Origin of the sequence: Pollutimonas nitritireducens, assembly GCF_002849615.1 — a bacterium.
Classification (GTDB): Bacteria; Pseudomonadota; Gammaproteobacteria; order Burkholderiales; family Burkholderiaceae_B; genus Pollutimonas; species Pollutimonas nitritireducens.
The window spans coordinates 329,944-349,484 of the sequence record NZ_PDNV01000001.1 but is presented as its reverse complement, the minus strand read 5'-3'; the positions used below and the strand labels follow the sequence as shown (position 1 = coordinate 349,484).

The following is a 19,541-nucleotide window of genomic DNA, read 5'->3' as shown; positions in this document are numbered from 1 at the left end:
CCTTACAGCACTTCTGGAGCCAACGACACGATCTTCATGAACTTTTCTGTACGCAATTCGCGCGTGACAGGTCCGAAGATACGGGTACCGATGGGTTCCAGTTTGGCGTTGAGCAACACGGCAGCGTTGCCACCGAACTTGATCAGCGAGCCGTCTTTACGACGAACGCCCTTAGCGGTGCGAACCACTACAGCGTTGTAAATCTCGCCCTTTTTGACGCGCCCGCGTGGGGCCGCATCTTTGACACTAACTTTGATAATGTCACCGATAGCGGCATAACGGCGCTTCGAGCCGCCTAACACCTTGATGCACATGATTCTGCGTGCGCCAGTGTTATCGGCCACGTCCAGCGTGGTCTGCATTTGGATCATGATTTTTCCTGTTCCAACTTAGCCGCACCGCGCAACTAACGATTAGTGGCGCCACACAACCAGTTTTGGTCCCGTCAGGCTGGCAGCTGCACCAGCCCTGGGTTGAAATCTGCTAAAAAAACTCGTATTGCCTACGCAAAGCTGCTTTGGCGTCTACTGTAGGCAAGTTTCGTATGATAGCTTTTCTATGCCCACATTGCAAGCACAATAAGTAAATATTGGTCATCCAGGAGAACAACGCACCTTTGACAGTTGAACCGGCTGAATAAGAAGGTTACGCCATCTTCTTACAAAAACAACCAATTTTCGATTCCAGAGCGTTGTCTATATGGAATCCCGCTCCATGCATCGAAGCGTCGATGCGGTATGCAAACCTTCACGCACGGGGAACAGGCGATGGCACTCTCAATATGAGGCGCGCCATGCTGCCTGCAGCTTGTGTGCGCTTGGCGAGTTGCCCACCATCCAAGGATCCACTGCAAACGCAACGATGTCCTTCGCTCCGTAGGACTCTGCAATTTCTAGTTGAGAACGCAACCTACCGTAGGTCGCGCTACGCGCTTCGAATGGCTCGCTTCCACTCCGCGAAGACGTCTGTTCGAACAACTCTAAAATCAGGTCGAACTCGACGCCGCGATCCACAAGCAACCCGCGAAGCGGTGCAAGCGCCACGTAATTGGATAGCCCGCTGATCCCGACGCCGTCCTGGATCATGGGATGCAGCGCGACGTCAGCTAAGATCTGGTCCCACAGATCAGGGAGCAGAGCGCTATTAGATAAGACGCTCAGATAAGTCGAAACTCCGGGGCTGCGTTCCGGGTATGCCATCAAGCACGCCTGACTGATTTTCCCCAGCCAGGGAATTAGCAGCTCTCGGCGCTGCGTCGTAGACCAGCTATGTTGCTCGATTTCGTACGGGATATACCAGCCGCAGAAGGCGGGATGATCCGGCCAAGCCGCACGCGCAAGGTAGTCGGTGCAATATCGCGCGGTGGTCTCCAGATACGCCTCCATTAATTTGGAGTCGTTGTTCAGCTGCAACATATCCCACCAGTCGCCGTCATATGGCAGCCCGATCTGTAAAGACAATCCCGTATCGAGGCACTTGTCCAATAACATTTTGATAGTGGCGTCGGCAATTTGCCACTGATCGTTTGCCTTGTTAATTCCTATCCACTGAAGGATAATTCGACGGCACCCGAATTGGCGCATTCTGTTAATCAACGTAACCCATTGTTGATTAGGCTGCGCGACATGTTCTTTCCATGGCTGAAAAAAAGTCGCCGTAAACGGTTTAGGTAGGCCTTCGCCGCTCGAGATTGGCAACAGCCCCGCGATGGCAATCCAGCGCAAAAGCCTACGCCGCTCCACCGAAAAATTTAAGTGGTTATCCCACATTTCCTATTGCACCTTTAATGGCTACGCAGTGTGAGAGTTCTTTCAATCCTGGGTACCCGTCCAGAAGCAATCAAAATGGCGCCGCTCGTGCTCGCGCTTCAGCAAGAGGCCAATGTTCAGAGCGCATTATGCGTCACCGCGCAACATCGTAGCTTGCTCGACCCCATCATCGATCTTTTTGGCCTCAAGCCAGATTTCGATCTAGACATCATGGAGCCCAATCAAAGCTTGAATCAACTTGCGTCGCGGTTAATGCGAAAGATTGACAATGTACTTGAAGAAACCAAACCGGATTATGTGCTGGTCCATGGCGATACGACCACAGCAATGGCCTGCGGTCTGGCCGCCTTTCACCGGCGCATTCCCGTCGGGCATGTGGAGGCGGGTCTGCGCACTGGGGACATGAGCCAGCCGTTTCCCGAGGAAATGAATCGCTGCGTTCTGGATATATTCTCCACACACCTCTTCCTACCTACTGATGCTGCCCGCAGGAATGCGGTAAAAGCTGGCGCCACTGGACGGTTATGGGTCACGGGCAACACCATCATCGATGCAATTTCTTTAATGAAGGATAAGTTGCTCAATGATAGCGATCTACGCGCCGGGATCGAACAACGCTTCCCTTGGCTTGATCCTACCCGCCGTCTGCTGCTCGTTACCGGGCATCGCCGCGAGAACTTCGGATCGGGCGTCGATGGTATTTGCGTAGCGCTAAAGCAGCTGGCCAAGCGGGATGATCTACAGATCGTCTATCCTGTTCATCCGAATCCGAATATCCGTGGGCCGGTTTACGTGGCGCTGGGTTCCTCCCCGAATGTGAAGTTAATCGATCCCTTGGATTACCTTGATTTCGTATGGTTTATGCAGCGCGCCCATATTCTGTTGACTGATTCAGGTGGCCTTCAAGAGGAAGGACCTTTCCTAGGGAAGCCGGTACTCGTCATGCGTGACGTTACTGAACGCCCGGAGGCAATTTCGGCCGGCACGGCAAGGCTTGTAGGTACCGACGCTAGCCGTATCGTGGCCAACGTCAATCTTTTGCTGGACGACGAAGAGCAATACCGGCGCTTCGGCAGAAGAAGCAATCCGTACGGCGATGGATTGGCAAGTCGGCGGATTGTTGACGCATTATGTGGGCGGCCCGTTGCCGAATTACATATTCATGATTCAGTTTTGGCTTCCTATGTTTAATTATCGGCACTTCACTTCCTCCAAGAGCGATGCAAGGCGAGGGCTCATCGCAAAGGCCCGACGGGTCCTTCATGGCATCCTCTTAGGTGCTGGGTTGAGCCTTTCCTTCATATCCAACGCTCAGCCCATAGAAACCGAGCCGACCGATCTATCCTTGGAGCATTCCGTCCATCCTGGCTGGGATAAGCAGGCCTATTCCTTACGCAGCATGGGAATAACGTTGCGTCCGGCCACGCCAGGTTCCGATAGTTACCAGGAAGTCTATTTTCCAGTGCCGGCGGCCGTGGCATTGGATGACATCGTACTGAAGTTCAAGGCGCGCTATCTAATGGATGAGGCGGGAGCGCTGCTGCAACTGCTTGTCGACGGTCAGCCGGTAATGATCAGATCTTTCAGCGATAAGGAGGGGTCAGTCGAAGTGGCGATCCCGCTGGAACTTCAATCGAGCAATTCCGGCTTTGTCCGGCTGGGTATCAACTGGTTTTCCAACCACGATCTTCAAGCATGCCAAGTCACGCCCGCAAGTTTGAGCACGCTATCGATCAGCGATGAAACCGGCATAAGTTATCGCTACAGGACCGCCCTTCCTTTTTCATTAAAGTCGGCGTGGGGCGCTTTGCCGCCCGATCCGCTGCTGCTCGTCGGCGACGAGCAAAGCAGCGCGGCTGCGTTTGATGCGGCTTGGCGTATCGCCACTGTTCTTGAACGAGCGGGAAAGCGTGTCAAAGTCGGTCAATTCCCCAAGATCGGCGATGTCATTGACACGAAAGGCATCCGTATCCCAGACGCCATGCGTCAAACTAGTGTTTTTGATGCAATACGACGCGCACAATCAGGGTTTGAGATTGGCACAGAAGCGGACATCGGCGCACTCATTCTGCTGGATGCGCAGGCGGCGACTGGAAATATCGTCATCATCGACGAGAGCCTACGCAGAAAAATGGGTTCAGCCCTCGATGCACTGGCCGAGGCGCTGGCTCCAGATGTCGCGGCGACAGCGGCGATGGACGCATGGCGCGAGCGGTCCGCCTTGACGGGGGGCGAAGCATTAAACGCCGACCTGTGGGTGGAGATTTCCGGATCTCGCCCTATCATTGCTGTTCGCGCGCAAGCGGGACCACAGGCCGCCGGCCTGCTTTCCGATACCTGGCGCCAGATTTTGACATCCAGCCGTGTTCGAGTTGAAGCAGCCTCTCGCCCCGACTTCACCAACGAAAATCAGATACGCTTATCCAGCCTCGGCGCTTCATTCAGAAGCTTCCAAGTTTCGAACCAGGGGCACTGGACGAGCGAGTTCGCCCTGGGCGCCGTATCGCCTAATGGCCAGATGCCAACCCGCTTCGCACTGGATCTGGCCATTGCTCCCGACTCCTCGGGCACTTCCCCGGTGGTCTCGGTACTGCTGAACGACACCTTGCTCACGGCAGCCCAATTACGTGCCGACGGAGAAAAGCAGCGCATTTCCGCGCGCATCCCTGGCTATGCACTGCGCTTGAGTAATGAGCTGCGCGTAGAAGTCCAGCGTCTTCCTGTGGCCAGCGGGTGCGCTCAGTCGGTCCGGGGCTATCCGGTCAGTGTATTGCCCACCAGCTATCTGGAAATAGGGAAAGCAGAGCCAGATGGAACCTTCATTGGTCTATTGCCTTCTCTTGCTTCTTCCCCGGACCTGATCGTACCGGATACCTGGGCAGGCCAAGGCAACGCTCGCATCATGCAAATAGCGCGGCTGGCAGTGGCCACAGGACTATCGGCGACACACACCAAACTGGTGTCCGTTCCCGAAGGGAAACCGGTACAACCACAGACCGCTTTTATTGCCATGAATGTCCCGGTGGAAGGCGTCGAATCCAAGGTCGGGGTGACGCAGTCGGGCAAAATCGCCGTTGCAAAGCGCGGCGTGACATGGCTCGACATCACTGGATTGGACGGCATTACAGCGATTGAAGTTGCTGAATCCGGTGGCCACCGTGGTTTGATATGGCAAAGCCATGGCGAATCCCTTGACACGCCGTCGCCCGCCTATGTGCTGGATCGGGGCGACGTGACACTAATCGGACCACAAGGACCGGTCGCATGGATAGATAGCGCTCACCCGGATTCAAGTCGAATCGCGGATGCAGCGAATAGTGCGTTTTACGAATGGCGTCATTATTTATCATGGGGCGTGCCGTTGATATCAGCTATTGTCCTGTTTTTTGTTGTCCTCCTGGCACTGGCTTATAAAGCGGGCCGGCGACGCGAGAAAAAATAGAACGCATGCGATGTCTAATTTGTCTTGGCCGTACTTCTTTGCCGACTACTATCGCTCGCTGGAGTTCCTCGCTGCGATAGTCGGCGTTTTCATATTTGTGTCCACGGCGGATGATCTGTTCATCGACACGTGGTTCTGGCTAAGGCGCCTTCGCCGCTACTTCACGATCAGACCGCATCATCCTCGCCTTACCGAACTGCAGCTTCGCGAGAAAGACGAACAGCATCTCGCCATTATGATTCCCGCCTGGCTCGAGTTCGATGTAATCGCTCCCATGCTGGAAAACATGGTCGCGACGCTAGAGTACAAAAACTACATGTTGTTTGCCGGGACTTACTGCAATGATGCACGGACCATTGCAGAAGTGGAGCGTATGCGGCGGCGCTATCGCCATCTTATCCGGGTCGAAGTTCCCCATGCCGGGCCGACTAATAAGGCAGATTGTCTCAACTGGATCGTTCAAGCAGCTTTTCTCGAGGAAAAGAAACGAGGTATCAAGTTTGCGGGCATGGTCTTGCACGATAGCGAAGATGTGGTGCATCCCCTCGAACTTAAATACTTTAATTATCTTTTGCCGCGAATTGACTTTGTCCAGCTACCGGTCACTTCCCTCGAAAGGGGATGGCATGAATTTGTCGCCGGAACATATATGGACGAATTTGCCGAGTGGCATACCAAGGATCTGGTCGTCCGCGAAAGTCTCACTGGAATGGTACCGTCTGCGGGCGTAGGAACATGCTTTTCCAAACGCGCCCTTGCCGACTTGGCAGCCGAGACCAACAACCAGCCTTTCAACACAGCAACGCTTACCGAAGACTACGACATCGGCACGCGTCTGGCCCGCCGGAATATGAAGCAGATATTCGGCAAATTCCCAGTGCAATATATAGCTCAGCGCCATGCATTCTTCGGTTTGGGCGGACTCAAAGTTCACTCAATGACTCTACCGATGAGCGTGCGCGAATATTTCCCCGATAAGTTCCGTGCGGCATACCGGCAAAAGGCGAGATGGACATTGGGAATCAGTTTGCAGGGGTGGACACAGGTGGGCTGGGAAGGAAGCCTGGCAAACAGATATCTGCTGCTTCGCGATCGCAAGGGTCTGGTCACGTCCTTCATCGCAATCGCCGCGTATTTTCTTCTGCTCAATTTTCTTCTCTTTGTCGCAGCGGACCATCTCGGTCTGTGGACCGTTTATTATCCCTCGCTTTTTGCTCCCGACAGCTGGTTGATCCCGTTGATGGCAGCCAATTCTGCTGCACTATTGCTTCGTGCCGTGCAGCGCTTTTATTTCGTGAGCAGCATGTACGGATGGGAGCATGGTCTGCTGTCTATTCCACGTATGGTGCTTGGCAATGCAATTAACGCGATGGCAGCCGGTCGCGCTTGGCGCCAGTTCATCGTTCACCTTTTCACCGGAAAGCCATTGGTCTGGGATAAAACTATGCACGACTTCCCGTCGGACGAGCAATTAGTGCGCAAGCGGGAGCGGTTAGGGGACCTATTGTTGTCCTGGCAAGCAATAAATGAAGCTGACTTGGAGCGTGCACTGAAGATACAGCAGCAAACGGGAATGGTGCTGGGTCAGGTTCTTGTTCGCGAGAAAATGATTGAGCCTTCCATTGTGGATGAAGCGCTCTCCTTTCAAATGGACCAGGAAGGCTTACTCCGGCCGAGTCACACCGAATCCAGTCTTTCTACGGGAGCCCTTTAGAATGCGCCATATCGCCTTCATCTTTGCGCTCACAGCTATTCTCTTTAACCTCCCGCAGACGACGACGGCACGTGCTGCAGCTCACAAGTCGATCGCGGCAGAGAAAGCTCAGCGCCCGCTGAGCGGCCAAGCATGGAAACATGCAGACCGAGGCTATAAGGCATTCAATAGCGGCAATTTCGCGGCAGCACAGGAGGCGACAAGATCGGCTATCAAGCTTAGGCCGGATCTGGCAAGCCTGCGCTTGTTGCTGATTTACGCCCTGCAGAAGGAGGGCCGGAACGACCAGGCACGGAATGAGGCCCGCCAGGCGATCGCGGCAGGCTTGAGCGACCCCGCGCTTAGCGCGGTGGCTGGCTCCGAGTCCGGGAATTACCCGTCGCCTCGTGACGGCGCGCATTCAAGCAAACTCGGATCCTCCGTGTCGGCAGACGCGGCCGCAGTGCGCGATCGACAGGCGACTGCCTCAGCCCAGGAGGCTTACACTGCATACGCTCAACAGGATTACCCCATGGCGCTTGCCAAGGCTCAGCAGGCCATCGCCCTAGCGCCCAATGATGTGCGCTGGAAGCGCCTGTTAATTACTACTCTGGCCGCAGGCGACGATGCTCAAGCTGCACGAGCCCTGGCTTTGATCGATGATTTGCTGGCGTCGCATCCAGGCGATGTCGAACTGTTGATGCAAAGAGGGTATTTGCGTCAACGATTCGGTCAACCCACGCTCGCTCTCAAAGACTTCCGAACTGCAAGAGCAACGGGACGTGCTCCCCCCTCGGCTATATTGGATGAGGGCTATGCTCAAGCCTCGGCTGGCGACAAACGCGGTGCAGCGTTAACGCTGAAGGAGGCAATCGACAACGCGGATGCCGGCATGTTCGAGTTGTCTTCCGATAGACGTTACGCGACCCGTCAGAATATCGCAGGCCTGGGACGTGAATGGGGCGGCTATGTTGCGATCGGATATCGTGCGGGCCGCGCATTATCATCTGGCACCGGCGGCACACCGCTGATTCAGCCCGGCGACGCTATCTTTAGTGTCGCGGAGGGCTACTGGCGACCTTCGGCCTTCCTCAATACGCCAACGCGCGTATTTGAAGTATATGGCCGTGCAAGCAACACGCTATATAGCTCAGCTAGCGGTCTTGCTGCCCAGACGGACCCTTGCATCGGACCCGTGGATACTAGTCAGAGGTTCAAAAGCGTTTCTGGCCTCCCCAGCACAGTAGGCGCCCTCGGTTTAAGATTTACACCGTCGACTGAACTGCAGCTGACGTTCGGCCTTGAACGTCAATTCAATTCAGGCAGAGCCACACGTGAAAGCGGAATCGGTGCAAAAGACTGCCACGCCTTGAACCCCACGAAAGTGACGGCTTCTTATAAGACAGCGGCGGACAGCGGACCTTGGCTCGCGTACGCTACCTATGCGCATTATGAAGGCACGGAACTGCGCACCGACGTGCCAAGCTGGTTTACTGTCGACAGCTATGTTCAGGCAGGATATTACTGGCAGAACTCGTCGGCCCATATTCATGGACGCACACTGGAAAACACGTTCGAAGAGCCGGGGCGGCTATACAGAGACCGGGCCTTTGTCACGGCAGAGGCTCGCGTCGGTCGCAGCTTTCGCCTCGACCGGATCGTGAATAATCTTGTCCTCTTCCCGCACGTTGTCATGGCCGCAGACAAGTATTGGGATAAAACCCGCATTCAAAGCGACAGTCTGGGCCGACTTGATCTTCAAGGTTCGGGTGCTTCATGGGGAGCCGCTGTGGGACCAGGGGTAACCGTACGCTACTGGTTCCGTGATGATCACTACAACGCCTCGAAATCGTATATGGACTTTACTGTGCAGTATCGCTTTGATGTTGGAGGTGGCGCCGCCGACCGGACTAAAGGCTTGTTCTTTAACATGCTGGTTTCTTATTGACAATCGTTCGATCGGAGTTGGCGAGCACGAAGTATTGAATGACGCGTCTGAAGTCGCATTCGGAACGTCCGCACTTTTTGGGAAATGAGCGAAGGGGAGCGACCCCAACCAGATTATGATTTAACTGGCAAGAACGTGCATCGTCGTTGTATGCAAGCAACTAAGGAAGTTAGAATCGAGGATGCTAAAGCCCGAGGCTCCTTAGATCCATTGGATGGCGAGTCATTTCCCCTCAGACAGAGAGAAGAACGCAACTATGTACGAGACACTAGCCCTATATATAGACGGTGAATTTGTAAGCGGCGAAGGCCGCAAGACTGAAGAAGTCACCAACCCTTCGACCCTCGATGTCCTGGGTCACCTGCCGCATGCCAACAAGGCTGATCTGGACCGCGCTCTGGCAGCGGCCGCGCGCGCCTTCCAAACCTGGCGCCATAGCTCGCCCATGCAGCGCTCTGAAATTCTGCGTAAGGTCGGCCAGCTTTCGCGCGACCGTGCCCAGGAAATCGGTCGCAACATGACGCTGGACCAGGGCAAGCCTTTGGCAGAGTCCGTTGGCGAAATCATGACATGCTCCGACCATGCCGACTGGCACGCCGAAGAATGTCGCCGTATTTATGGCCGCATCATCACTCCGCGTAGCCCCGAGATCCGCCAGATGGTACTGCGCGAGCCTATTGGCGTTTGCGCGGCGTTCACGCCCTGGAACTTCCCCTATAACCAGGCCATACGCAAGGTCTGCGCCGCCATTGGCGCAGGATGCACCATCATCCTGAAAGGCCCTGAAGACTCACCTAGTGCCGTCATGGCAATTGCCCGCCTGTTCCACGATGCCGGCTTGCCTCCTGGAGTGCTCAACATCGTGTGGGGCGTGCCCTCCGAAGTATCCGACTACCTGATCCGTTCACCCATCGTACGCAAGGTGTCCTTCACCGGGTCGGTGCCTGTGGGCAAACATATTGCCTCGCTGGCTGGCGCACACATGAAACGCGTCACCATGGAACTGGGTGGCCATTCACCCGTTATTGTGTTCGAAGATGCCGACATCGACCGTGCCGCCAAACAGCTGGCTCGCTTTAAGGTACGCAACGCTGGCCAGGTATGCATCTCGCCTACGCGCTTTTATGTGCATGACAACGTCTATGACCAGTTCCTGGAAACCTTCGTCAATACATTGAAAACCGTGAAGGTTGGCGATGGCCTGGATCCTGAAACCCAAATGGGGCCACTGGCGCATGCACGACGCGTACCGACCATGACGAAATTCCTGGACAATGCCCGTGAACGCGGCGGAAAGATCGTGCTGGGCGGCGAACCTATCGCCGGCAAGGGCCATTTCTTCTCGCCCACTGTGGTGACGGACCTGCCTGAGGACTCCATGTTGATGACCGAAGAGCCTTTCGGCCCCATCGCACCAATCTCACGGTTTTCCGATACCGACGACGTCATCCGGCGCGCCAATTCCCTGCCCTTTGGCCTGGCGTCCTATGTCTTCACGAACTCACTGCAGACGGCCACCAAGGCATCAAACAATATCGAGGCCGGCATGGTCAACATCAACCATTTCGGCAGCGCACTGCCCGAAACGCCGTTTGGCGGTGTCAAGGACAGCGGCATCGGCAGCGAAGGCGGCCTGGAAACCTTCGACGGTTACCTGGTCACCAAGTTCGTCACCCACATCTAGCTATACGGGCTCTGTAGAAGTCCGGTTTACGCCGCTCAAGGCGTAGACCGGAAGCTGCGTCTAAGCGCGGAGCAGGACACAATGCCATTGCCTTTTAGACCGATTGATTTCGTATCGACCGTTCTACACTTTGGTTTCCCGCTGTCCCTCTCCCCTCTTCTACAGCTGTCCTATCATGACCCTTATCTCGAAATCATTTTGTGCGGCCGCCTTGTCCGGCCTGCTTTGCGCACCTGCCTTTTCACAATCCTCGTCCGGCCAGGATGCCAAGCATAGCGTTTATGCCAAAGCTGGCTTCCTGGGTGCCGGCGTCGGCTATGCCTATGGACTGAATCCGGCATTCACCTTGCGCGGTGAAGTTACGACCATCGGTTCGCTCAATCGTGACTTTACCGCCGGTTCGGTCGACTATTCAGGCAAACTGAAGAATGACAATGCCAGCATTTTTCTGGATTGGTTTCCGGCAGACAATGGCTTTCGCCTGACCGGTGGCCTGACATGGCGCAACACCGAGCTGACGGGTGATGCCAATGGCATCCGCCTGAACGGAAACACATTGAAGCTGGGCGCGGGCGACACCTACACAGCCAGAGCCAAGTACCGCGCGCTGACTCCTTATATCGGTATTGGCTATGGCCTCAATGTCTCACAACAAAAAGCCAACACTTGGGGTTTTGTGGCGGATCTGGGCGTGTATTACGCTGGCAAACCCAAGACCTCGTATGACGTCTCCGGTCCGACCTACGACTTGGCCCGTCAGATCAATGCGTCCGCGACCGACCGCGCCATCAATGAACAGTTCGGCGAGTTCAACGACAAGGTCGAGAAATACAAATTCATACCAGCGCTGTATATTGGCGTTTCATATTACTTCTAGGACGCGTACGCCCCAGGCTGCCCCTTGGACAGGGGCCTAGTGTAAACACTGCTTTCATTTTGCAGTGATAGCGCGTACATTCAAACAAACGTTTGAATTAGAGCCTATGTCTTTACACCGCGCGAACCCCACTCGTACCGTCATTCTTGATGCCGCTGAACAGTTGTTTGCGGACCAGGGGCACGACAATACATCCATGCGGCAGATTACTGCGGCCGCTGGTGTCAACTTGTCGGCGGTCAATTACCACTTCGGCTCCAAAGATGGACTTGTGCATGCCGTTTTCCAGCGTCGGCTGGCGGCATTGAACCAGGAACGCCTTGACCTCCTTAATGCGCTCGAAGACGCAGCACAGGGCCAGCCGCTCAAACCATCTCAAATCGTGGAGTCGTTTTTCGGCCCCCTGGTTCGCCATGCAACCCGCGCGAGCCACGGCCAGAAAGCTTTCGTGCCGCTGCTCGAGCGAAGCATGTCGGACCCCGGCGGATTCATCCGTACCATGTTCATCGACGAACACACCGGCGTTATCGAGCGCTTCAAGCAGGCCTTGCTCAAGTCATTGCCGGACGTGCCTGAAGACGAAATCGTCTGGCGCTTTCATTTCATGCTCGGGGCCACCTCGTATGCCATCTCAGGCACCGAAACCTTGCGCCTGGCCATGAACTGGCCCAAACCCGAATCCGGCGATGCAAGCGATGCGGAAATGTTGCTTGCCCGTCTATTGAGCTTCTTGCTAGGCGGCCTGCGCGCTCCTTTGCCTGGCACGCTCAAGAGCCCTGAACAAAGGAATGTCGCATGAGTACTTTTCTATTGACAATGACCGTCATTGCCGCTGGCATCGTCATCGTATTGGGCGTAAGGCCGCTACGCCACGCCTTGATATCACGCCGCATGCTTGCGCTATACCGGCGCATCATGCCGCAAATGTCCGACACAGAACGCGATGCCATCGAGGCAGGCACGGTATGGTGGGAAGCCGAACTGTTCCGCGGCAAGCCTGATTGGTCCAAGCTGCACGCCATACCGAAACCGACACTGACGCAGGAAGAGCGCGACTTCCTGGACAACGAGGTGGAAGTTGCTTGCGCAATGATCGATGACTGGCACGTAACGCGTGAATTGCACGACATGCCGCAAGAACTCTGGCAATACATCAAGGAAAACCGTTTCTTGAGCCTGATCATCCCGAAGGAGTATGGCGGCCGCGGCTTTTCGGCGCTTGCCCATTCGCAAGTGATCACCAAACTGTCCACCCGCAACTCCGCGCTTTCTGTATCGGTAATGGTTCCCAACTCGCTGGGGCCCGCCGAGTTGCTCTTGCACTACGGCACCGACGAACAGAAAAGCCACTACTTGCCGCGGCTGGCAATCGGAGAGGAAATTCCGGCTTTCGCGCTGACCAGTCCGTGGGCAGGATCGGACGCGGCAGCCATACCGGACAGCGGCATCGTTTGCATGGGGCAATGGCAGGGGCGTGAAGTGCTGGGCATGCGCGTAACCTGGGACAAGCGCTACATCACACTGGCACCGGTGTGCACGCTCCTGGGGCTGGCATTCCGGCTGTATGACCCCGAAGGTCTGCTCGGAACCAAGAAAGATATCGGCATTACCTGCGCACTGGTCCCCGCCACCCATCCGGGCGTCGAGACAGGCCGTCGCCATTTCCCGCTGGACGCGATGTTCATGAACGGTCCCACCCGGGGCACGAACGTCTTCATGCCACTCGACTTCATCATAGGGGGCCCGCAAATGGCCGGCCAGGGATGGCGCATGCTGATGGAAAGTCTTGCCGCCGGCCGATCGATCTCGCTGCCATCTTCATTCACCGGTATGGCAAAGATGACATCACGGGCCGTGGGTGCATATTGCCTGGTGCGCACTCAATTTCGTACTCCCATCGGCAAATTCGAAGGCGTCGAAGAAGCGCTGGCCCGTATAGGCGGCAACACCTACCTCATTGACGCAGCACGCAGCATGACGGCGGTGGCCGTTGATCTCGGGGAAAAACCGTCCGTCGTCTCAGCTATTGTCAAATATCATCTGACCGAACGCGGCCGCAGTGTTGTCAATGACGGCATGGATATTATCGGTGGAAAAGGCATTTGCCTGGGGCCGCAAAATTTCCTGGGACGCGCCTACCAACAGATTCCAGTGGGGATCACCGTTGAGGGCGCCAATATTTTGACCCGAAGCCTGATCATATTCGGCCAGGGTGCCATACGTTGCCATCCCTACGTGCTGGCCGAATTGCACGCGGCGAATCATGCCGACCCCGAAAAGGCCTTGCATGACTTCGACCAGGCGTTGTGCGGCCACGTCCGCTACACCATGGGCAATGTGTTTCGCTCACTGGGCCTTGCTCTGACAGCAGGCCGTTTCAGCTGGATCGACGCTGATGTCGCACCTGAAATGCAAGTCTATTACCGACTGCTGAACCGCTATTCCAGCGCATTCGCGGTTTTCGCCGATACTTCCATGCTGGTGCTGGGTGGATCGCTGAAAAGGCGCGAACGTCTCTCGGCCCGAATGGGCGACATCCTGTCGCAGATGTATCTCATCTCGGCAACGCTCAAGCGCTTTGACGACGACGGCCGCCAGGCCGACGATGCTTCCCTGGCACATTGGGCTATCCAGGATGCCATGTACAAGCTGCAGGAAGCTATTGAAGGCGTACTGAAGAACTTCCCCAATCGCGCCGTTGCCTGGGGTTTGCGCATGCTGGTATTTCCGTTCGGGCACCCCGTGGCGCCGCCTTCCGACGAACTCGGCCAGGCAGTGGCGCGCCTGCTGACCAAGCCGGGCGCCGCCCGCGATCGCCTTACCCACGACTGTTACGTCCCCCAGGACACCAACGAACCCATCGGCGTCATCGAAGCCGCGTTCATGGCCAGCGTGGGCACCGAGTCCATAGACCGCAAGATCCGGCAGTTCGAAAAGACGGGCCAGCTCGACAACAATCCCGCGGCGAATGTGCGGGATATCGCGCAAGCGGTACATGCCGCCGGCGGCATTACGGACGACGAATATGAATCGGTCCGCCTGCGCAACGCATTGCGAGACCGTGTCATTGCCGTGGACGATTTCCCCTTTGACCTGCGTAGCGCCAGCCAGCAAGCGCCCGCGCCCGAACGCAACGTTGCATAAGGAACATCGCGCAATGGCTTTTGCACCGGTATATATTGTAGATGGGGCCCGCAGCCCTTTCCTTAAGGCCCGCAATGCGCCTGGCCCGTTTGCCGCGTCCGATCTGGCCGTTCAAACCGGACGCGAATTACTGCTGAGGCAGCCATTCAATCCGACCGATCTGGACGAAGTGATTATCGGTTGTGCCGCACCTTCGCCGGATGAAACCAATATCGGGCGGGTGATTTCCCTGAGGATGGGTTGCGGCTACAAGGTGCCGGCCTGGACCGTGATGCGCAACTGCGCATCGGGCATGCAGGCGCTGGATTCAGGCGTGATGGCCATCCAGACCGGCCGTTCGAAACTCGTTTTGGCCGGTGGCGTCGACGCGCTGTCGCGGGCCCCTATATTGTTCACGGACGAGATGGTCCAATGGCTTGCGGCCTGGGGGAAAAGCCGCAGCCTGAGCGCAAAACTGGCCACGCTGACAACCCTGCGCCCCGGGTACCTGGCACCCGTCATCGGCCTGCTCAAGGGCCTTACCGACCCGGTCGTGGGCCTGTCGATGGGCCAGACGGCAGAGAACATCGCACATCGCTTCGGACTGAGTCGGCAGCAGATGGATGCTTATGCCGCCGAGAGCCACATGCGTGCGCTGGCCGCGCAACGCGCCGGGGCATTTCACGAAATCGTCCCGCTGGTGGACCAAAAGGGTCAGCTGTATGCCGAGGACGATGGCATACGCGAAGATTCGACGCCCGCCAAGCTGGCCAATCTCAAGCCGGTGTTCGACAAACCCTGGGGCAACATAACGGCCGGCAACAGCTCGCAGGTAACCGACGGAGCAGCCTTGCTGCTGCTCGCTTCGCAAGACGCCGTCGATCGCTATCAGCTCGAGCCGCTGGGATGCATCAGCGATGCGCAATGGGCCAGCCTGGACCCTGCCACCATGGGACTGGGTCCAGTGCATGCATCAACGCCCATACTCGAACGTCATCAGCTTGGGCTCAATGACCTGGACCTGTGGGAAATGAACGAGGCCTTTGCGGCCCAGGTGCTCGGGTGCGTCGCCGCTTGGAACGATGAAAGCTGGTGCCAGGAGAACCTGGGTCGCAATGCGCTCGGTTTGCTTGACCTTGGCCGCCTGAATGTGGATGGCGGGGCCATTGCCCTGGGCCATCCGGTCGGCGCGTCGGGCGCGCGCATCGTGCTGCATCTGCTGAATGCGCTGCGCGCAAGGAATCTGAAACGCGGCATTGCCACGATCTGCATAGGAGGCGGCCAGGGTGGCGCCATGCTGATAGAAACCTGCGACACAAAGGCGGAAACATGACTAGCGATTTCGACACACTAGGCCTTCGTCATTTCAGTTGCAAGGTCGACGCCAATAAACTGGCGTGGCTGGCCATCGACTGTGCCGACAGCCCGGTAAACCGCTTGTCAGCGGAGGTCATGGAAGAATTGAGCCAAGTCTTGGACCATTTCGACCGCAAGCTGCCGGCCGGCCTGATCATTCACTCGACCAAAGACGCCGGCTTCATTGCCGGGGCCGATATCAATGAATTTGCCGGGCTGGACACGGCTCAAAAGGCCACCGAACTGGTTTCGCGCGGCTGGCACTTGTTCAACCGCCTGGCTGCAGTACCGTATCCAACGCTTGCGCTGATACAGGGCCATTGCCTCGGGGGAGGGCTGGAGCTGGCCCTGGCCTGCCGATACCGCCTGGTCGTGGACCATCCCGGCACTTCCTTGTCCCTGCCCGAAGTCATGCTCGGCATCTTTCCGGGCTGGGGCGGCATGCGCCGGCTCCCGCAAACCATAGGTGCGCCGCTCGCGCTCGACATGATGCTGAGCGGAAAGCCTCAGGATGCACGCAAGGCGGCCAAGACAGGCCTGTCCGATGGGATCGTGGCGCCACGCCTTATGACACAGGCCGCTGCCAGGCTGGTGGTCAGCGGCAAGCCCCCGCATAAAGCGCGCGGCCTGGGTGCGTGGCTTAACATGCGGCCGCTGCGTTCGCTGGTTGCGAGGCAGACAGCCAAGAAACTGAATACCCGTGATCCACACCACCACTATCTCGCGCCCCGCGCCATACTGGAAATATGGGCCAAGCAAGACGGCAATGCCCTGCAGGCGCCCGAGCTGGTCGATCGCCTGATACGTTCAGACACGGCCCGGAATCTAGTGAGAGTATTCGGCCTCCAGGAAAGGCTCAAGGGCTTAGGTAAGAAAGGACGCGACGCCCCGCCTGTTGAACACGTGCATATCATCGGTGCCGGCGTCATGGGCGGAGATATCGCCGCCTGGTGCGCCTTGAAGGGCCTGACGGTAACCCTCCAGGATCAGGATCGCAGCCGGATCGCCGTTGCGCAGGGTCGCGCCAACGCCTTGTTTAAACAAAAAAAGAAAATTCCTCGTGAAGCGCGCGCCGCCGCCGACCGCCTCATACCCGACCTGAATGGCAAAGGGCTGCGGCGCGCCGATGTGGTGATCGAAGCCATTACTGAAAATGCCGAAATCAAGCGCGGTCTTTACGCACAGATCGAGCCGCTAATGAAACCCGGCGCCATCCTGGCCACGAATACCTCCAGTATTTCCATTGAAGAACTACGCAATGGCCTGCAGTCGCCGCAACGGCTGGTCGGCATTCACTTTTTCAATCCTGTGGCCAAGATGCCACTGGTCGAGGTGGTTGAAACGCCGGAAACGGACCCCGACGTCTTAATCGCCACGCATGCCTTCGTCGGCCAGATCGACAAGCTGCCGCTGCCGGTTCGAAGTACACCCGGTTTTCTGGTCAATGCCGTACTTGCACCCTACATGCTCGAGGCCATGCGCTGCGTTGATGAAGGTATTCGGCCCGAAACCATCGACGCCGCAATGGTGGCTTTCGGCATGCCGATGGGCCCGATAGAACTCATCGATACCGTGGGCCTGGATATCGCGCGGGACGCCGGTCAACATCTGACAGGCCAGGCCAGCACACCTGTCTGCCTGGAAACTCACCTGGCCCGCCAGGAGCTGGGCCGTAAAACGGGCCGGGGCTTTTATCAATGGAAAGACAACAAACCCGTGAAACAGCAAAGCGGACCTATTCCCGCCGGGCTTGAACAACGACTCATTACTCCGCTGATCGATAAGACACAGGAACAGGTAAACTGCGGCATCGTAGACGATTCCGATCTTGCTGACGCCGGGGTAATTTTTGGCACAGGGTTCGCCCCGTTTACTGGGGGACCGCTGCATTACAACAAAAGAGTCGGAGCCCGGCAGCCGATCACGCAACATACATATAAAAACGACTCAACTGGAGGTGACAAATGAAAAAGGTAGTTTCGTCGATACGCATTATTTCCGCAGTCGTAGCCGGACTTGCCGCGGCAAATGCTCATGCGGCAGGGTTCCAGATCATGGAGCAAAACGCCAGCGGACTAGGTAACGCCTATGCGGGTTCGGGCGCAATAGCGGAAAACGCCAGCACCATTTACTACAATCCCGCTGGGATGACGCGCCTGCAGGGCGTCAATGTTTCAGGCGGGCTAACGGCAATCCGCCCATCGTTCAAGTTCGACAACGAGGGCAGCAGGGTACCCGGCGCAACGGGCCCGAATGGCGGCGATGCCGGCTCCTGGGCCGTCGTGCCCAATGCCTACATGTCGTGGGAACTTACGCCAAGTTGGTACCTTGGCCTGGGCGTCGGTGCGCCATTCGGCTTGATGACCGAATACGAGGACGGCAACTGGACAGGGCGGTATCACTCCAAAAAGTTCGAAATCAAGACCGTTAACGTGAATCCCTCGATCGCTTACAAGGTCAACGACCGTCTTTCGCTGGGCGCCGGTGTCAATTGGATGTACCTGGATGCCGAGTTCAGCCGGGCCGTACCTGCAATGGGTCCCGTTGGATACATGGGCGATCTTGACGCTACGGTCAAGCTCAAGGGGGACGGCTGGGGCTGGAACCTGGGTGCTCAGTACCAAGTCACACCGGAAACCCGTATCGGCCTGTCTTATCGGTCCAAGGTCAAGATCGACCCGGATGGTTCTACCAAGTTGACCAATCAAAGCGTGCCGGCGCCAATACCTGCCCGCAGCGTGAATGCCGCCACCTCCGTGGAATTACCGGACACCGCCATATTCAGCGTAGTGCATGACCTGAACAGCAAATGGCAGCTTCTTGCAGACGTTTCATGGACGGGTTGGAGCAGTATCAAGTCCCTGGACATTGATAACGGCCCGCTTGGGCAAGACAGTCTGGACCTACGATTCCGCGACACGTGGCGTGTGGCCCTGGGCGCCAACTACAGGCTGAACCAGCAGTGGACGCTCAAGAGCGGCCTCGCTTGGGACCAGTCTCCTGTCGACTCCGACACCTACCGTCCCACATCGCTGCCGGACAACAACCGCTATTGGGTCTCCGTGGGTGCGCAATACAACGTCAACGACCGGACGACCGTGGACGTGGGATACACCCATTTGTTTCTCAAGAACACGTCAATTAATAACGATACGGACCCAACCAAAGGAACCGTTCGCGGCAACTACGATTCGAATGCCAACCTGATCGGGGTACAAGTATCGCATCGCTTCTAATCCGATACCCGGCAAAGGCGCGAGACAACAGCGGACGTTGTCTCGCTAACGATGCCTGGCATCCACAATGCGGTGGCCTCGTGTACGACAAACATAAGCATTATGAATGCGATTATGCCGGCGTTGATCTCGAGAAAAATCGCGGCCAACAGGCCAAGGCTCACCTCACCGAACTGCAGTAGATGAAATACCGACTCTTTGGGCCCCGATGTCGTTTCAATATGGCTTGCGCGATGGCATAACCAGTCGGCAAATCCAGCGGCCAGCCAAAGGGGCACAACGAAATACATCAAAATAAGCACCAGGGGATCATTCAACACAATGCTTGCGCTCCTTGCTTCGGAAGTTGTGATGGTATGGAGCCATCCGGACGGCATTTGCACCATGCCGGCGCGCCAAGTCTGCGCCAACAG

Annotated in this window: 14 protein-coding genes; 11 read left to right on the top strand and 3 right to left on the bottom strand. The window is 56.8% G+C overall.

Annotation, left to right across the window (positions count from 1 at the left end; all coding sequences use genetic code 11):
• Nucleotides 1–2: 2 nt before the first annotated feature.
• Together rplN and CR155_RS01650 are read right to left on the bottom strand one after the other, a co-directional pair.
• Nucleotides 3–371 (bottom strand): 50S ribosomal protein L14, encoded by a 369-nt coding sequence (gene rplN / locus CR155_RS01655; protein WP_073104517.1) that lies wholly within the window; start codon nucleotides 369–371, stop codon nucleotides 3–5.
• 405 nt (nucleotides 372–776) lie between these two features.
• Entirely contained in the window at nucleotides 777–1,769 is a 993-nt protein-coding gene (locus CR155_RS01650; protein ID WP_102068257.1) for a DUF4434 domain-containing protein, read from the bottom strand.
• Between the two features lie 30 nt (nucleotides 1,770–1,799).
• Here CR155_RS01650 and wecB point away from each other — a divergent pair, with 30 nt between their 5' ends.
• The 11 genes from wecB to CR155_RS01595 all read left to right on the top strand — a co-directional run bounded on the left by wecB (nucleotide 1,800) and on the right by CR155_RS01595 (nucleotide 19,128).
• On the top strand, nucleotides 1,800–2,960 hold the full coding sequence (wecB, locus tag CR155_RS01645) for a non-hydrolyzing UDP-N-acetylglucosamine 2-epimerase (RefSeq protein WP_102068256.1): 1,161 nt from the start codon (nucleotides 1,800–1,802) through the stop codon (nucleotides 2,958–2,960).
• Between the two features lie 94 nt (nucleotides 2,961–3,054).
• The gene (locus CR155_RS01640; RefSeq protein WP_102068255.1) at nucleotides 3,055–5,211 is read left to right on the top strand and encodes a hypothetical protein; all 2,157 of its coding nucleotides are present in this window, start codon (nucleotides 3,055–3,057) and stop codon (nucleotides 5,209–5,211) included.
• Nucleotides 5,212–5,221: 10 nt separating this feature from the next.
• Entirely contained in the window at nucleotides 5,222–6,925 is a 1,704-nt protein-coding gene (locus tag CR155_RS01635; protein WP_102068254.1) for a glycosyl transferase family protein, read from the top strand.
• Between the two features lies 1 nt (nucleotide 6,926).
• A complete protein-coding gene (locus tag CR155_RS01630; RefSeq protein ID WP_158238225.1) occupies nucleotides 6,927–8,852 on the top strand; it encodes an NfrA family protein in 1,926 nt (641 codons plus the stop codon).
• A 256-nt stretch (nucleotides 8,853–9,108) separates the two neighbouring features.
• Nucleotides 9,109–10,536, top strand: a complete 1,428-nt coding sequence (locus tag CR155_RS01625) for an NAD-dependent succinate-semialdehyde dehydrogenase (protein WP_102068252.1) — start codon at nucleotides 9,109–9,111, stop codon at nucleotides 10,534–10,536.
• Nucleotides 10,537–10,711: 175 nt separating this feature from the next.
• Nucleotides 10,712–11,413 (top strand): hypothetical protein, encoded by a 702-nt coding sequence (locus CR155_RS01620; protein ID WP_102068251.1) that lies wholly within the window; start codon nucleotides 10,712–10,714, stop codon nucleotides 11,411–11,413.
• A 106-nt stretch (nucleotides 11,414–11,519) separates the two neighbouring features.
• Nucleotides 11,520–12,212, top strand: coding sequence for a TetR/AcrR family transcriptional regulator (locus tag CR155_RS01615; RefSeq protein WP_102068250.1), 693 nt, complete (start codon nucleotides 11,520–11,522; stop codon nucleotides 12,210–12,212).
• Nucleotides 12,209–14,557, top strand: coding sequence for an acyl-CoA dehydrogenase (locus CR155_RS01610; protein WP_102068249.1), 2,349 nt, complete (start codon nucleotides 12,209–12,211; stop codon nucleotides 14,555–14,557). Before CR155_RS01615 ends, CR155_RS01610 begins: the two co-directional genes overlap by 4 nt.
• A gap of 13 nt (nucleotides 14,558–14,570) precedes the next feature.
• Nucleotides 14,571–15,869 (top strand): acetyl-CoA C-acetyltransferase, encoded by a 1,299-nt coding sequence (locus tag CR155_RS01605; protein ID WP_102068248.1) that lies wholly within the window; start codon nucleotides 14,571–14,573, stop codon nucleotides 15,867–15,869.
• On the top strand, nucleotides 15,866–17,860 hold the full coding sequence (locus tag CR155_RS01600; protein WP_102068247.1) for a 3-hydroxyacyl-CoA dehydrogenase NAD-binding domain-containing protein: 1,995 nt from the start codon (nucleotides 15,866–15,868) through the stop codon (nucleotides 17,858–17,860). The genes CR155_RS01605 and CR155_RS01600 overlap by 4 nt, the downstream gene beginning before the upstream one ends.
• Nucleotides 17,857–19,128, top strand: a complete 1,272-nt coding sequence (locus tag CR155_RS01595; RefSeq protein ID WP_102068246.1) for an OmpP1/FadL family transporter — start codon at nucleotides 17,857–17,859, stop codon at nucleotides 19,126–19,128. The genes CR155_RS01600 and CR155_RS01595 overlap by 4 nt, the downstream gene beginning before the upstream one ends.
• Here the strand turns inward: CR155_RS01595 and CR155_RS01590 are convergent.
• Nucleotides 19,125–19,448 carry a hypothetical protein gene (locus tag CR155_RS01590; protein WP_233213823.1) on the bottom strand — a complete coding sequence of 108 codons (324 nt, stop codon included), beginning with the start codon at nucleotides 19,446–19,448 and terminating at the stop codon, nucleotides 19,125–19,127. The genes CR155_RS01595 and CR155_RS01590 overlap by 4 nt on opposite strands.
• Nucleotides 19,449–19,541: the final 93 nt, after the last annotated feature.

Excerpts from the sequence above, each read along its gene's own strand:
- CR155_RS01605 (WP_102068248.1), top strand. The coding sequence starts at position 14,571 with ATGGCTTTTGCACCGGTATATATTGTAGATGGGGCCCGCAGCCCTTTC.
- rplN (WP_073104517.1), bottom strand. The coding sequence starts at position 371 with ATGATCCAAATGCAGACCACGCTGGACGTGGCCGATAACACTGGCGCA.
- CR155_RS01630 (WP_158238225.1), top strand. The coding sequence starts at position 6,927 with ATGCGCCATATCGCCTTCATCTTTGCGCTCACAGCTATTCTCTTTAAC.
- CR155_RS01650 (WP_102068257.1), bottom strand. The coding sequence starts at position 1,769 with ATGTGGGATAACCACTTAAATTTTTCGGTGGAGCGGCGTAGGCTTTTG.
- CR155_RS01620 (WP_102068251.1), top strand. The coding sequence starts at position 10,712 with ATGACCCTTATCTCGAAATCATTTTGTGCGGCCGCCTTGTCCGGCCTG.
- CR155_RS01595 (WP_102068246.1), top strand. The coding sequence starts at position 17,857 with ATGAAAAAGGTAGTTTCGTCGATACGCATTATTTCCGCAGTCGTAGCC.
- CR155_RS01610 (WP_102068249.1), top strand. The coding sequence starts at position 12,209 with ATGAGTACTTTTCTATTGACAATGACCGTCATTGCCGCTGGCATCGTC.
- CR155_RS01625 (WP_102068252.1), top strand. The coding sequence starts at position 9,109 with ATGTACGAGACACTAGCCCTATATATAGACGGTGAATTTGTAAGCGGC.
- CR155_RS01600 (WP_102068247.1), top strand. The coding sequence starts at position 15,866 with ATGACTAGCGATTTCGACACACTAGGCCTTCGTCATTTCAGTTGCAAG.
- CR155_RS01635 (WP_102068254.1), top strand. The coding sequence starts at position 5,222 with ATGTCTAATTTGTCTTGGCCGTACTTCTTTGCCGACTACTATCGCTCG.
- CR155_RS01615 (WP_102068250.1), top strand. The coding sequence starts at position 11,520 with ATGTCTTTACACCGCGCGAACCCCACTCGTACCGTCATTCTTGATGCC.